14 protein-coding genes are annotated in these 14,561 nt (G+C 60.4%); 2 read left to right on the forward strand and 12 right to left on the reverse strand.

The features are described from left to right. The first annotated feature begins 210 nt into the window (after positions 1 to 210). Positions 211 to 741 (forward strand): DUF2087 domain-containing protein, encoded by a 531-nt coding sequence (locus tag SJY10_RS10780; RefSeq protein ID WP_386682427.1) that lies wholly within the window; start codon positions 211 to 213, stop codon positions 739 to 741. A gap of 45 nt (positions 742 to 786) precedes the next feature. Here the strand turns inward: SJY10_RS10780 and SJY10_RS10785 are convergent, their stop codons facing one another. The 12 genes from SJY10_RS10785 to SJY10_RS10840 all read right to left on the reverse strand — a co-directional run bounded on the left by SJY10_RS10785 (position 787) and on the right by SJY10_RS10840 (position 13,392). Beyond that, the gene (locus SJY10_RS10785; RefSeq protein WP_386682429.1) at positions 787 to 1,896 is read right to left on the reverse strand and encodes an alkene reductase; all 1,110 of its coding nucleotides are present in this window, start codon (positions 1,894 to 1,896) and stop codon (positions 787 to 789) included. 67 nt (positions 1,897 to 1,963) lie between these two features. Next, a complete protein-coding gene (locus SJY10_RS10790) occupies positions 1,964 to 2,740 on the reverse strand; it encodes an enoyl-CoA hydratase-related protein (protein WP_386682431.1) in 777 nt (258 codons plus the stop codon). A gap of 67 nt (positions 2,741 to 2,807) precedes the next feature. Then, a complete protein-coding gene (locus tag SJY10_RS10795) occupies positions 2,808 to 3,248 on the reverse strand; it encodes a cytochrome c-type biogenesis protein CcmH (RefSeq protein WP_386682433.1) in 441 nt (146 codons plus the stop codon). After that, positions 3,245 to 5,212 carry a heme lyase CcmF/NrfE family subunit gene (locus SJY10_RS10800; RefSeq protein WP_386682435.1) on the reverse strand — a complete coding sequence of 656 codons (1,968 nt, stop codon included), beginning with the start codon at positions 5,210 to 5,212 and terminating at the stop codon, positions 3,245 to 3,247. Before SJY10_RS10800 ends, SJY10_RS10795 begins: the two co-directional genes overlap by 4 nt. Positions 5,213 to 5,283: 71 nt before the next feature. Then, the gene (locus SJY10_RS10805) at positions 5,284 to 5,472 is read right to left on the reverse strand and encodes a hemolysin XhlA family protein (protein ID WP_386682437.1); all 189 of its coding nucleotides are present in this window, start codon (positions 5,470 to 5,472) and stop codon (positions 5,284 to 5,286) included. A 4-nt stretch (positions 5,473 to 5,476) separates the two neighbouring features. Continuing rightward, positions 5,477 to 6,019 (reverse strand): holin family protein, encoded by a 543-nt coding sequence (locus SJY10_RS10810; RefSeq protein ID WP_386682439.1) that lies wholly within the window; start codon positions 6,017 to 6,019, stop codon positions 5,477 to 5,479. Then, positions 6,010 to 6,621: a holin-associated N-acetylmuramidase gene (locus SJY10_RS10815; protein ID WP_386682441.1), complete on the reverse strand. Its 612-nt coding sequence runs from the start codon at positions 6,619 to 6,621 to the stop codon at positions 6,010 to 6,012. The genes SJY10_RS10810 and SJY10_RS10815 overlap by 10 nt, the downstream gene beginning before the upstream one ends. Positions 6,622 to 6,666: 45 nt before the next feature. Further along, entirely contained in the window at positions 6,667 to 7,125 is a 459-nt protein-coding gene (gene ccmE / locus SJY10_RS10820; RefSeq protein ID WP_386682443.1) for a cytochrome c maturation protein CcmE, read from the reverse strand. After that, positions 7,122 to 8,150, reverse strand: a complete 1,029-nt coding sequence (argC, locus tag SJY10_RS10825; protein ID WP_386682445.1) for an N-acetyl-gamma-glutamyl-phosphate reductase — start codon at positions 8,148 to 8,150, stop codon at positions 7,122 to 7,124. Before argC ends, ccmE begins: the two co-directional genes overlap by 4 nt. A gap of 63 nt (positions 8,151 to 8,213) precedes the next feature. Further along, positions 8,214 to 9,026, reverse strand: a complete 813-nt coding sequence (murI, locus tag SJY10_RS10830; protein WP_386682447.1) for a glutamate racemase — start codon at positions 9,024 to 9,026, stop codon at positions 8,214 to 8,216. After that, positions 8,977 to 9,903, reverse strand: coding sequence for a lysophospholipid acyltransferase family protein (locus SJY10_RS10835; RefSeq protein ID WP_386682449.1), 927 nt, complete (start codon positions 9,901 to 9,903; stop codon positions 8,977 to 8,979). Before SJY10_RS10835 ends, murI begins: the two co-directional genes overlap by 50 nt. 78 nt (positions 9,904 to 9,981) lie before the next feature. Further along, positions 9,982 to 13,392: an indolepyruvate ferredoxin oxidoreductase family protein gene (locus SJY10_RS10840; protein WP_386682450.1), complete on the reverse strand. Its 3,411-nt coding sequence runs from the start codon at positions 13,390 to 13,392 to the stop codon at positions 9,982 to 9,984. Between the two features lie 159 nt (positions 13,393 to 13,551). Between SJY10_RS10840 and SJY10_RS10845 the strand changes: the two genes are divergently transcribed. After that, a complete protein-coding gene (locus SJY10_RS10845) occupies positions 13,552 to 14,472 on the forward strand; it encodes a LysR family transcriptional regulator (protein ID WP_386682452.1) in 921 nt (306 codons plus the stop codon). Positions 14,473 to 14,561 lie beyond the last annotated feature (89 nt).

Here is a 14,561-nt window from a genome sequence, read left to right on the forward strand (position 1 = left end):
GCCGAAGGGTCGTGGCTTTTTTCGTATATTCCAGCTTGCCTGACGGCCCGCCTTGCGCCTATCACTGCGATACGGGCGGCAGGACGCCCAGACGCCGCCGGCTGCAAGGCCATGCTAAACCTGCCAGGTACCTTTGACCGTTCAGCCAGTGACGCTGCGATCGACAAGGGCGGCTCTCGACCCATCCCATGCGTCAGAACTGGAGGAGTCATGTCCCGGTCCCCGATCCCGCTTGTGATCGACGATCTTTCGCAATTTGCGACCCACCTGCGCAGCCATTGGCCCGGCGCAGAGGTCACGCAGACCCAAGCCCTTGGCCTGATTGCGCAGGCCGCAGGGTATCGCAATCATCAACACCTGAAGGCCAGCCAGCCGCCGGCTTTGCCTGCTTTGGATAAACAGGCCCTGAACCGGATCAAGGCCGCGCTTGCCGTCTTTGACGGATCCGCCCGCATGACCCGCTGGCCGCTGAAAACCAGTGTGCAACGCCTGTGTCTGGCGTGGTTCTGGACCCGCCTGCCGGATCGTGTCGATCTGACAGAGAAGGATGTGAATGCGGTGCTGAAAGCCAATGAGGTTTTTGGCGATCACGTCCTGCTGCGCCGCGCCCTGATCGAACACAAGATGGCAACGCGCACCGTCGATGGCGCAACCTACCGCCGTATCGGGCGCAGCCCTGACGCCGAAGAGAGGGTCGTGATCAAGGCACTGTCCGAACGTGCCCTGGCCACTCTGCCATAAAGTAAGAAACGCCCCGTCACGAACGGGGCGTTTCAGTAAATTGGATCAGGCATCCACCTCTTGCAGGGTCGGATAGTCAGTATAACCCTTTGCCCCGCCACCATAGAATGTATCCTGATCCGGCGTATTTAACGGGGCGTCCAGCTTGAACCGCTTAGGCAGATCAGGGTTAGCGATGAAATCGCGCCCGAACGTCACCGCGTCGGCGTGGCCGCTTTCAATCGCCTCTCGCGCTAGTTTTGCGTCATAGCCGCCGTTGGCGATATAAAAGCCGCGATACAGCCCGCGCATCCGCGCCAGCAAATCGCGCCCCGCGCTGTCATCGCTGCCGGGAAACGCCTCTACCACGTGCAGAAATGCCAGCTGATAGCCGTCGAGCATTTTGTAAACTTCGGAAAAATGCCCTTCGGGATCACTGTCGGACATATCGTTGGCCTGCCCCAGCGGTGACAGCCGCACACCGGTTTCAGACGGCTTGTAATGATCCGCCACCGCATCCAGCACCTCTGTCAGGAACCGCATCCGGTTGTGAATGTCGCCGCCATAGGCATCGGTGCGGTCATTCACACCATCCTGCAGAAACTGGTCGATCAGATATCCGTTGGCGGCATGCACTTCGATACCGTCGAACCCCGCCAGCTTCGCCAGACGCGCGGCTTCCCGGTAGTCCTCGACCGTCTGCTTTATGCCTTCGAGTGTCAAAGCGACAGGTTTGGAGCAATCCTCGAACCCGTTAGCGGTAAAGGTTTGACCCTCCGCAGCTTTGTCGGTCGATGACACGGGCTGGGTACCGTCCGGCAGTAAGGACACGTGGCTGATCCGGCCCACATGCCACAGCTGAATGATGATCTTGCCACCTTCGGCGTGGACCGCGTCGGTGATCTTTTTCCACGCATGGGCCTGCTGTTCGGTGTGGATCCCCGGCGTATCAAGGTATCCCTTGCCCATAGCCGAAATCTGCGTCGCCTCGGTAAAGATGACCCCCGCGCCGCTGCGCTGACGGTAATAAACGGTCGCCAGATCGCCGGGGACCCCGTCAGGCTGGGCGCGGTTGCGGGTCAATGGGGCCATCAGCACGCGATTTGCTAAGGCAATTTCGCCCATTTGGACGGGCTGAAACAAGGGGTCGTTGCGGGTGGCGGTATTCGAAGTCATGGCACGGTCCTGCTAAATTAGGTTCGCAAATGAACGCCGGCCGCCGCCCGTTGTTCCCCGCCCGGCCCTAGCGGCCCTGAAACGCGGCCGGGCGCTTTTGCATAAAGGCGACCACGCCTTCGGTGAAATCGCGCGTCAAACCGCATTTGCCCTGCAACTTGGCCTCCAGCTCCAACTGATCGTCAAGCGTGTGGTCAAAAGAAGCCCGCATCGCCGTCTTGATATGGCCATAGGTCTGCGTCGGACCGGTCGCCAATTGCAGCGCCCGGCCGCGCCAGTGACTTTCGAAGTCAGCAGCTTCTGCCAGTTCGTAGATCATGCCCCAATCGACGGCCTGCTGCGCGGTAATCTTGTCAGTAAACAGCGCCGCCCCCATGGCCCGCGCAAGCCCGATCTGGCGCGGCAAGAACCATGTGCCGCCCGCGTCCGGGATCAGGCCGATGCGGGCAAAAGCCTGCACAAAATAAGCATCGGTCGAGGCCATGACCACATCTGCCACAAGCGCAAGGTTAGCACCCGCACCCGCCGCCGGGCCATTGACAGCCGCGATGGTGGGGATCGGACAGTCGATGATGGCGCGCAGCATCGGCACGTATTCGTCGCGCAGCGTGCGTTCCAGGTCCAGCACCGCACCGCTTGACTGATCGCTCAGGTCCTGACCTGAACAAAATGCCCGCCCGGCACCGGTCAGCACGGCAACCCGCCCCATGTCAGGGGCCGCCTTAAAGGCATGGGTGACTTCGGCCCGCATCTGCGTGCTAAGCGCGTTCATTTTGTCGGGACGGTTCAGGGTGATTGTCACAACATCGTCGCGCGCATCAACTGTGATTGCACTATATTCCATGGGCCGGCTCCTTTGACGTTTGCGTCAGACTAGCAAGGCCGCCCTCAAGCGAAAGCGAAACCGCACGTCACGCACCCAATATCCGATCAAGCTCTGCCTGTTCGGTTTCGGTCAGCGGCTTTGCCGCAGCGGGCCGGCGGCGGATCGTGAACCATCCGACACCCAAGGCGATCAAAAGCATCAACGGCGCCGCCGCCCAAAGAATCAGGTTCGCGCCCCGCCGGTCGGGCTGCAGCAATATGAATTCGCCGAACCGTGCGACCAGAAAATCCACAACCTGCTGGTCCGTATCGCCCGCGACCAGCCGTTCGCGCAGCAAGACACGCAGTTCATGACTGATCGGCGCGTTGGATTCGTCGATGCTTTCATTTTGGCAAACCGGGCATCGCAGCCCGGCAGAAATATCCCGCGCGCGGGATTCCAGAACCGGATCGGACAAGATCTCGGACGGTTGCACAGCAAAGGCGGGACTGGCCAAAAGCAGCAGGATCAGGATCAGGTGTTTCATTCCGCAGGCACCTGCGCTGCACGCTTTGCACCGACCGCAAAGCGTAACCGCCGATCCGTCAGCGATATGATACCGCCGATCGCCATCAGGATGGCCCCGCCCCAGATCCAGTTGGCAAAGGGCTTGATATAGACGCGCATCGCATAACCGCCGTTGGTCTGCGGATCACCAATCACGACATAAAGGTCCCGCAGGATGCCGTTTGTGATCGCCGCCTCTGTCGTGGCCATCTGCGCCACCTGATAGAACCGCTTTTCCGGCAGAAGTTCAAAGGGGCGGGCGTCGCCGCGCCGCGCCGTCACCGTCGCCATGGTAGAGGCATAGTTCGGGCCATCCACCTGCGCGACATCGTCGAGGGTGAAGCTATATGCGCCCACATCAAAGCGGTCGCCAATTTGGACAACACGGATATCTTCCTGTTGCCAGGCGGTCATCGCTGCCACACCGAATATCGTCACGCCCATGCCCGCATGGGCCACCGTCTTGCCCCAATCGCCGCGCGGCAGGCGCATGACCCGCCCCAGTCGGTCGACAAGATTACCGCGCCCCGACCGGAGCCAGAGGTCAAGCACCGCACCGCCAACAACCCAGACGCCCAGCAGCACCCCCGCCGGCCCAAGCAGCGAACGGCCTGCGTAAATGGCATAGAACAAGCCGGCCATCGCGGCAGCAAGGACCGCCAGCCCCGCCAGTGGCATCCGGGCACGGTTCAGATTTCCCCGTTTCCACGCCAATAGCGACCCCAGCGGCAGCACGATGGCCAGCAAAACCATGAAAGGCGTAAACGCCGCGTCAAAAAACGGTGGTCCCACCGACAATGTCCGGCCAAAGGCCAGTTCCGCCACCAGCGGCCAGATCGTCCCGATAAAGACAACAAAAGCGCTGACCGCAAGCAGGATGTTGTTTAGAACCAACGCGCTTTCGCGGCTGACCGTACCAAAGGCCCCCTGAGCCTGCATGATGCCCGCCCGCGCCGCATAAAGCGTTAGCGAACCGCCAAGGAAGACCCCCAGGATCAGCAGGATGAACACGCCCCTTTCCGGATCACTGGCAAAGGAATGAACAGATGTCAGCACCCCGGATCGCACGATGAATGTGCCCAGCAGCGAAAAGCCAAATGCCAGAATCGCAAGCAGGATCGTCCAGCTTTTCAGGGTCTCGCGCTTTTCCACGACGATGGCCGAATGCAGCAGGGCAGCAGAGATAAGCCACGGCATGAAACTTGCGTTTTCAACCGGATCCCAGAACCAGAAGCCGCCCCAGCCAAGCTCGTAATAGGCCCACCAGGACCCCAGCGCGATACCGACCGTCAGAAACACCCAGGCCGCCAGGGTCCAGGGCCGCACCCAGCGGCCCCAGGCGGCGTCAACGCGCCCTTCGATCAAGGCGGCGACAGCAAAACTGAACGTCATGCTCAGCCCGACGTAACCTAGATAAAGAAACGGCGGATGAAACGCCAACCCCGGGTCCTGCAACAGCGGGTTCAGGTCGCGCCCGTTCAGCGGTGCCTGTGCAAGCCGTGTGAACGGGTTCGATGTGAACAGGATAAAGGCGTAAAACGCGACCGAAACGCTGGCCTGCACCGCCAGAACTCGCGCCTTCAGTGACGCGGGCAGGTTGCTGCCGAACCAGACAGCGCTGGCACCGAACAGCGCCAGAATCACCACCCACAGCAACATCGACCCTTCATGGTTTCCCCAGACACCGCTGATTTTATAGAGCAACGGTTTGTCCGTGTGGCTGTTGCCATAAACGAGCGCGACGCTGAAATCAGACACGATAAAGGCGTGCATCAACACGGCAAAGCTGAAGCCTGTCAGGATGAACTGACTATTGGCCGCTGGATCGGCAAAGGCCATCCAGCCAGACCATCCTTTTTGCGCACCAACGAGCGGCACAATCATCTGCGCAATGGCGACGATAAAGGCTAGAATCAGGGCGAAGTGTGCAAGTTCTATCAACATTCCAAAGCTATAGCGTATCCCTTTCCTGTCGGATACGGGGCGGCGCACAAATCAATGTGCGCCGCATTGTCTCAGACCCGGAAACCGCCCTGCATCGCATAGGTCATTCCGCCCACAATCAAAGCGCCGATAATCAGGCGCACCAGCCATTTCAGCATGTCTTCAATCGCCAAAAGACGATCCGCAACATTTGTGCGGTGCACACTGTTTACAGCGTTATGGGTTTCTAAATCGATAAGACGCTTTTCGATTTCATCCATCCAGTCACTGTGCACGCAACAGCTCCTGCCATTCGGCCAGCGCGGCATTGTCGCTAAACGCGGTGCCCGGGGCGACTGGCGCGGCAAGGATCGGCTCTTGCCCTTGATCCTTGGCCAATGCCTGCGCCATTATCACCGTCTGCGCGGCAGAGCGTTGAAATTCCTGGCCTTTGACCTGATAGCGTGCACCGAAATAGAAGCTGACAATCGCACCCATCAACCACCAAAGCGGCTCTGGTATCAGGGCCACGCCGACCATGCGACTGGAAAACCAGACTGGATCGACCATGGCGGACACGAACAACCCCAAGGTGCCAAGCGCCAACATCGGTCGCGGCAGACGGTTCAGGCCATCAATAACGCTGTCGAAAACGCCGCGGCGCCCGCCTTGAAATTCAGCCGCGAATTGGTTCAGCGTCGCCTGTTTTTCATCCGAAAGCCGCGCGGCGCCGTTTTCACTGTTTTCGCGAAATGCCTCGACGGTCTGCACAAGAGAGCCGCCGCCGCCGCCGAACAACCAGCCCATAACCTTGCCCATCATGCCCATGCTGCCACCCTTGCCCGGTGGGCTGCGTCGGACAGGCGATAGCGCTCTGCCATAAACTCCTCTGCTCGTGTGATCCAGCCGCCCTTGCCGCCATCCTTGCGCCGGGCATAGCGCCGACTTGCGAGCCGCGTATCCGCAAGGGCATAGTAATAGTTGCGCCGCGCAATGCCGTAGGCGTCAACCAGATGGTCCGGCGCAGCCGCCAGTGCCTGCGCTGCGGCGCGGACGGTTTGCGGCCCGATCACACCGTCAACGTGAACGTCGATGCGCATCTGATTGAAAAGGCGCTGCAAAATTTTGACCGCCTGATTGCCCGCATTCACATACATGTCGAACACGCTGGCCTGTAGCGGCACTGGCAGCTTGGCGATGCCGGGTCCATCAAAATAGTGCTGGATAAAAATGCCCTGCGCCTGCGCGATGGTCAGCTGCCTGACGTCATCCGTATCCACGCGCCCGTCACCGGTCAGATCAAGCCCCAGCCGGCGCATCGTATGAATCGTGACACCATGATTTGTGGCCCCGCCCGGATCATTCGGATCGTTGACGAAGCCACCTTCGCGCCGCACGATATCAGCGGCGATCTGCTGGACACTTTGCATGCCGTTCCCCTGCTTTGGTTACAGGGGCAGCGTGCCTAGAGGTGGTTAATTGGTCGCGACGGTATCGTCCGGTGCCTTGTAAACGCCCTGATCCTTCAAGGCATCAACTACCTCTTTGGGCATGTAGGATTCGTCATGTTTGGCAAGGATTTCAACAGCCTGAAAGGTGCCGTTAATGTAGCGCCCCTGCCCGACCATGCCTTGCCCTTCGGCAAACAGATCCGGCAAAATCCCGTTATAACTAACGGGGATCGACGCGCCGCCATCGGTGACGTTAAACGTTACCTCTGTGCCCGTTCCGCGCATAATGGTGCCGCCTTCGACCAACCCGCCGATGCGAAACAGTTCCGTTTCGCGCGGCGGATCGGCCGCAACTTCAGAAGGTGAGCGGAAAAACTGGAACGACTCGTCCGGCAAGGATGCCAGCAAGCCCAGCACGGCCGCGATGCAGACCCCCGAAAGCGCCAGCACCTGCACCCTGCGCTTTTTCTTAAGCCCCTTCATGGAAAGACGGGGGCCAGCATCAGCCCCTCTGTCTCTGGCAGGCCAAGCATCAGGTTGGCGTTCTGCAACGCCTGCCCGCTGGACCCTTTGGTCAGGTTATCCAGCGTTGCAATGACCTGGCAGCGGCCGTCGATGCGGTCCTTGACCACGCCGATATGGCAGAAATTGCTGGCGCGAATATGCTTGATCGACGGGTGCTGGCCCATAGGCAGCATGATGATAAACGGCTCGTCCTGATAGGCCGCGACCAGCGTGTCATAGACCGTTTGCGCATCGCCTTTGACATAGACCGTCGCAAGAATCCCGCGGTTGGCCGGGATCAGGTGGGGCGTAAACTGCACATGCACCGGGCGGCCGGCGAGCTTGGAAAACTCCTGGTCGAACTCGCCCAAATGACGGTGGGTGCCGCCCGCGGAATAAGCGTGCGCCCCTTCGGACAGTTCGGCGTGCAGCAAGTTTTCCTTCAGCGACCGGCCAGCGCCGGACACAGCGGCCAGCAGGTCGATAATGATATCATCAAGGTCGATCACACCGGCGGCAATCAGCGGGCGCAGCGCGTATTGGCCGGTGGCCGCGTTGCAACCGGTGCCAGCAACAAGCCGCGCGCCTTTGATGTCGTCGCGGTAAAACTCTGTCAGGCCGTAAACAGCCTCTGCCTGCATTTCCAGCGCGGCATGCGGTTTACCATACCACTTTTCATAGTCAGCAGGATCGCGCAGGCGAAAATCGGCGGATAAATCGACGATTTTTAAATGCTTGGGCAGATCTTTGATCACCAATTGCGACGTGGCATGGGGCAGCGCGCAGAACACCAGATCGACGCCGTCGAAATCCATATCCTCGATCGTGGTCAGCACCGGCAGGTCCAGATGGCGCAGGTGCGGAAACACATCGGCCATGGCCATCCCGGCCTTGGAATTACCGGACAGCCCGACAATCCGCATCGACGGATGGGTGGCAATCAGGCGTACAAGTTCAGCGCCCGTATAGCCGGAAGCGCCCAGAATGGCGACGTTATAGGTCATGTGGTCGGTCCCCTTTCGGGTGTTAATTAAAGCGGGGGACGGGCGTGTGCAACGCCCGCGCCATCAGGCCGCAGTAAAGGTGATGCTGTGCTTCAGGAACTGGGTCGCGCGGGACGATACCTTTTTCGGATCGCCCGTGGTCAGGAACTGCGACTGAGTGCCCTTGCCAATCATCTCTGGTCGTCGGTCCAGATAATGCGCCAGACTTTCCGCCACCAGATTTGCCTGAGAAAACACTTTGACATCCGCGCCCAGCGCATCCTGAAACACCTCTGCCATCAGCGGATAGTGGGTGCATCCCAGCATCGCGGCGTCTGGTTCCGGCATTTTGCGCTTCAGCGCATCGACGTGGGACCGCACCAGCGCTTCGGCCAGGATAAAATCGCCATCCTCGATCGCATCGACGACACCGCCGCAGGCCTGCGCCTCTACATCAACGCCGACAGCACGGAAGGCCAGCTCGCGCTGGAAAGCGCGGCTGCGCACGGTGGCAGGGGTCGCGAACAAGGCGACATGTTTTACCGCGACTTCGCGGGGCGGAGAGTTGTCGCCCCACTCCCGTTCGGTCAGCGCCTCGATCAGGGGGACAAAAACGCCCAGCACGCGCTTGCCGGGGGGCACCCAACCTTCTTGCATCCGGCGCAGGGCGGCGGCGCTGGCGGTGTTACAGGCAAGGATCACCAGATCGCAGCCCGCATCGAACAGCCGCTGCGTGGCGGCGGTCGTCAGGTTGTAGATGTCATCGGAATCGCGCACGCCGTAAGGCGCATTCGCATTGTCGCCCAGATAGACCAGCGGCAAGTCCGGCAGCCGCTTGGCCACCGCGTCATAAACGGTCAAGCCGCCCAAACCGCTGTCGAAAATTCCCACCGCCATGGCGCACCCTATGCTTAGCCTCGAATTCGTGACCCAGCTTGTTCGCATCAATGGGTCTTGGGGACAGAGCATACGTCTGATGGCGCAGGAAATCCATGCATGCTTTGGGGTTGTGACGCAAAGCATCCAGGTGTGCCGGATCGATGGGTTTGCCGATCACAACCCGCACCGGGCGATCAACCTTGGTGCGAAACTCGCGGATCAGCAGGCCAAGGCGCAGATAGGCGTTCAGGTGACTGGCCAGCTGGAACAGGCGACTGTTCGCGCCGTCGAAAAACACCGGCACGACAGTCGCGCCCGTTGCGGCGATCATCTTGGCCGTGAAATTGCGCCAGACAGGATCAAGCGGCTGGGACAACGGGCCAGCGCTGGTAGAGACGGTGCCCCCCGGAAAAACACCAATCGCGCCGCCCCCGGCAAGGTAATCCAGCGCCGCGCGGCGCGTGGCGATATTTCGCGCGGCGGCGGCACGGGTTTCGTCAAAGTTGATTGGCAGGATAAAGCGGTTGATATCCTCTGCCTGGTCAAACACGCTGTTGGCCAGGATACGAAAATCGCCGCCCCTGCGTTGTGACAGCATCCGCCCAAGTGTCAGACCGTCCAAAATGCCGTAAGGGTGGTTTGCGACAACAACCAGCGGTCCGGTCTGCGGGATATGGCCCAGCGCACCGCCGATGACATCCACGGACAGACCAAAGCGGTCCGACAGCACGTCCCACACATCGCCGCCCTGCCCGACCTGCGTATCGTAGCCCTGCACCCGCCGCAGCAGTTTGGGCCGCCCGGTCGCATTTTCCAGCAAGCGGATCAGTGTGCGCCCGCCCCGCCCCTTTGCGGAACTGGCATAGCTGATCTTTTTTGTGGCCGTCTTATCCATGTCTGCCAGCGTCCCGCACCGCGTTACCTCATCCGGGGATAGGATCGCACGGTGCGGTAAAGGTTTTATGAAGCCCCGCTACTCTGCGGCGATCTTGGATGGCCCATCCCGCAGGCGGGCCAACAGAACCTCGCGTTCCTTTTCGGCCCGCGCGGCGTTTGCAGCCTTTACCGGACCGAACCCCCGGATCGTCAGCGGCAAGGCGGCCAGCGCCACCGCAGCGTCAAGGTTCTGGGCCGCCACTGCGCCCAGCCCCGCCATGTCACCTTCGTATTGCGTGATCAGGGCGCGTTCCATACGGCGTTCTGCGGTATAGCCGAAAGGATCAAGCGGTGTGCCGCGCAACACCTTCAGCTTGGCCAGCCACGGGAACATCCGCCCCATACCCGCGCCAAAGGTGCGCTTCATCGGGCGACCATCCGCGCCTTCCTTGGACAGCATCGGCGGAGCAAGGTGATAGCTGACCTTGATATCACCATCAAAGGCTTCGCGGGCCTTAGCGGCGCTATCCTGCAACAGGCGCGCAACCTCGTATTCGTCTTTATAGGCCAGCAGCTTGTGATAGCCCTTAGCGACAGCTTCGCGCAAGGCGGGGTCATCAAAACGGTCGACCATGGCGCGGTAGCGTTTGGCAAGCCGCTTGTTTTGATAGGTTGTCAGATGGGCTTCGCGAAACGCAATCCTTTCGTTCAGTGACTTTGGCAAGGCTATCACGGTGGGGGTTAACAGATCCTCTACCTGAGCAGGGTGCAGTACGGCCCAGCGCCCCAATTCAAAGGCACGTAAATTCCGGTCGACCGCCGCGCCATTCAGCGCAATCGCCTCGCGGATCGCGGCACCGCTGATCGGGATCGCGCCCATCTGCCATGCCGCGCCAAAGACCATCATGTTGGAATAGATACTGTCCCCCATGGTGGCCTTGGCCAGTTCGGTCGCATCGAACAGCTGCACGTCATCGCGCAGACGGGCGGTAAGCGACAGCTTCAACTGCTCTGTCGGCAGCTTGAACTCCGTATCGCGGGTGAAATCGCCGGTAATGATCTCATGCGCATTCACGACGCCCTTTGTGCGGCCGGTTTTCATCAGACCGATCGTCTTGGCCCCTGCACTGACCACCAGATCGCCGCCAATCAGCGCATCGCATTCGCCCGTGGCAACACGTATGGCGCTGATGTCGGCGGGACGCTCTGCAATACGGCAATGGATATGCACTGCGCCGCCTTTCTGGGCGAGGCCGGCCATTTCCATCATGCCAGCCCCCTTGCCGTCTAGGTGGGCGGCCATGGCCAGCACAGCACCGATGGTCACAACGCCCGTGCCGCCGACGCCCGTGATGACGACGTTATGGGTGCCATGGATCACGGGCAACACGGGGTCCGGCAGATCCGGCAGATCAACCTGCGCGGTGGCCGCCTTTTTCAGCTGCGCGCCCTCTACTGTGACAAAGGACGGGCAAAAGCCTTTCAGGCAGCTGAAATCCTTGTTGCAGGACGACTGGTCAATCGCCCGCTTGCGGCCAAGTTCCGTTTCCACCGGCACGATCGACACGCAGTTGGACTGCACCCCGCAATCGCCGCAGCCTTCGCAGACGTCAGTATTGATGAAGACGCGCTTGTCCGGGTCGGGGAACTGCCCCCGCTTGCGGCGTCTGCGTTTTTCTGCGGCGCAGGTCTGGATATAGACCAGCGCCGACACACCGTGCACTTTGGCCAGCTCCGCCTGTACCCGCGGCAGCTCTGCCCGCTCTGTCAGCGGCACGCCCTTCGGAAACAGGGCGGCGTCCACATCTTCCTTTTCGTCATAGACGACGCGAACGTCCCGAACGCCCATGGCGACAAGTTCCCTGACGATCTGGTCAGCGGTCAGCCCGCCATCATTGCCCTGCCCGCCCGTCATGGCGACGGCATCGTTGAACAAAATCTTATAGGTGATCGTTGTCCCCGCCATCAGCGCAAAGCGGATCGCCTGCACACCCGAATGGTTATAGGTGCCGTCCCCAAGGTTCTGGAACACATGGCCGGTCTTGCTGAATGGCGCTTCGCCCACCCAGTTCGCGCCTTCGCCGCCCATCTGGGTAAAGCCGACCGTGTCCCGGTCCATCCACTGCACCATGTAGTGACAGCCGATCCCCGCGTAGGCCCGCGATCCTTCTGGCACGCGGGTAGAGGAGTTGTGCGGGCAGCCCGAGCAGAAGTAAGGCAACCGTGCCGCCAATTCCGGCACATTGTCTGCGCGGCGTGATTCAGCCAATTGCGCCAGCCCTGCGGTGACGCCGGACGATCCGCAGCCTTCTTCGGTCAATATCCCGCCCAGCTTTTCCGCGATCCAGATCGGGTCCAAGGCATAGCGGGTCGGGAACACTTCTTCGCGCCGCCCTTCGGAATGTTCATCCCCCTTGTGCCAGCCGTAAACGCGGGTGTTGGTGTCATCGAACAGCGCCTCTTTGACCTGAACCTCGATCAGCTTGCGCTTTTCCTCCACCACAACGACCAGATCCAAGCCTGTCGCCCATTCATGAAAGCTGGCCATATCCAGCGGCCAGACCTGTCCCACCTTATAGGTGGTGATCCCCAGCCGCGCGGCCTCTGCCTCGTCGATCCCCAGCAGCGACAGGGCATGTACCAGATCAAGCCAGTTCTTGCCCGCCGCAACTAAGCCGATCCTGGCCCCCGGCTTGCCCCACTTGCGCTGGTCCATTTTATTGGCGCGGCTAAACGCTTCTGCGGCAAAGCGTTTGTGGTCGATCATCCGCGCCTCTTGCAGCACGGGCGTATCAACCAGACGAATATTCAATCCACCATCCGGCAGCGGCATATCGGGGGTGACGAAATCAAGCCGGTGCGGATCGCCGTCCACCACGGATGTGACCTCGATCGTGTCCTTCATCGTCTTCAGGCCCACCCAGACGCCCGCATACCGCGACAGCGCCCAGGCATAGAGGCCGTAATCCAGCACCTCTTGCACGCCCGCTGGCGACACAATTGGCATGTAAGCATCGACCATCGCCCAGTCGGACTGGTGCAAGGTTGTGCTGCTTTCGCCGGTATGGTCGTCCCCCATCGCCATGATGACACCGCCATGCGGGGATGTGCCTGCCATGTTGGCGTGACGCATCACATCGCCGGACCGGTCCACGCCCGGGCCCTTGCCATACCACAGGCCAAAGACACCGTCGTATTTTCCTTCTCCGCGCAGCTCTGCCTGCTGGCTGCCCCACAGGGCGGTTGCGGCCAGGTCTTCGTTCAGACCCGGCTGGAACGTCACCTGTCCGGCCTCCAGCGCCTTGGCCGCCTTTGTCATCTGCAAATCCACCGCCCCCAGCGGCGATCCGCGATAGCCGGTGACATAGCCTGCGGTATTCAGCCCCGCGCGTGCATCACGCGCCCGCTGCATCAGCATCAGGCGCACCAGCGCCTGCGTGCCGTTCAAAAGAACCGGACTGACGTCCAGATCAAATCGGTCATTGAGAGAGATCTTGTCCCGGCTCATCGTGCACCTCCTATGCGCAATTTGCGGATAGATGCAGCTTAGGTCACAATTTATGACCTACAAAGCGTTATATTCCCCTATCGCCTTCATTGATTTGTGAGGATTCATAAGCAATAAAGTTGCATTGCTTAACGCTAACATATTCGCCATGGGAATTTGATGGACTGGGATAAATTGCGAATCTTTCACGCCGTCGCTGACGCAGGGTCCCTGACCCATGCGGGTGATGTGCTGCACCTGTCGCAATCCGCGGTCAGTCGCCAGATCAGAGCCTTGGAAGAGTCGCTGAACACCACGCTTTTCCACCGCCACGCGCGGGGCCTGATTCTGACCGAACAGGGCGAATTGCTGTTCGACGCCACCAAATCGATGAACCGTCGCCTTGAAACCGCCTCCGCTCGCATCCGCGACAGCGAAGAAGAAGTGTTCGGCGAATTGCGTGTCACTACGACAACGGGCTTCGGCACGCTCTGGCTCGCGCCGCGCTTGCCGAAACTTTATGAACTTTACCCCGACATCAAAATCGACCTGATGCTGGAAGAGCGGGTGCTTGACCTGCCGATGCGCGAAGCCGACGTCGCCATCCGTATGAAAGAACCGTCGCAGGCCGATCTGATCCGCAAGCGTCTGATGAACATCCGCATGCGTCTTTACGCAACACAGACCTATCTGGACACGCGCCCGCCGCTGGACCGCATTGGCGAAATTAAAGGCCATCGCCTGATCTGTCAGGCGCTGTCGTCAACGCAGGTCACCGCAGGATCGACGCTGATCCACCACTTGCTCAGCCATGATGTCCAGTCGATCTTTACGGTCAACAACTACTTTGGCGTGCTGCAGGGCGTGATCAACAACCTTGGTGTCGGCGTGCTGCCTGATTACGTCACCGAAGATTTCCCGCACCTTGTTCGCTGCCTGCCGGAAATCGAAAGCGGCGAAGTGCCCGTCTTCCTCGCCTACCCTGAAGAGCTGCGCCAATCACGCCGCATCATGGCGTTTCGTGACTTCGTTCAGGACGAAATTTTCGAACACCGCAAAAGCGTCCGCAACCTGACAGAGCCACGGATCAAGCCCGCGTAACCCGGCCCCTCCCCCGTTTACTCGCCAAAGTTGTAGCGTCATGCACACAGTGCATAGCCGGATTGCAATAGTAATCCAGCTTTTTTCTT

It is taken from the genome of Loktanella sp. R86503 (assembly GCF_042466455.1).
In the GTDB taxonomy this organism is placed as follows: domain Bacteria; phylum Pseudomonadota; class Alphaproteobacteria; order Rhodobacterales; family Rhodobacteraceae; genus Loktanella.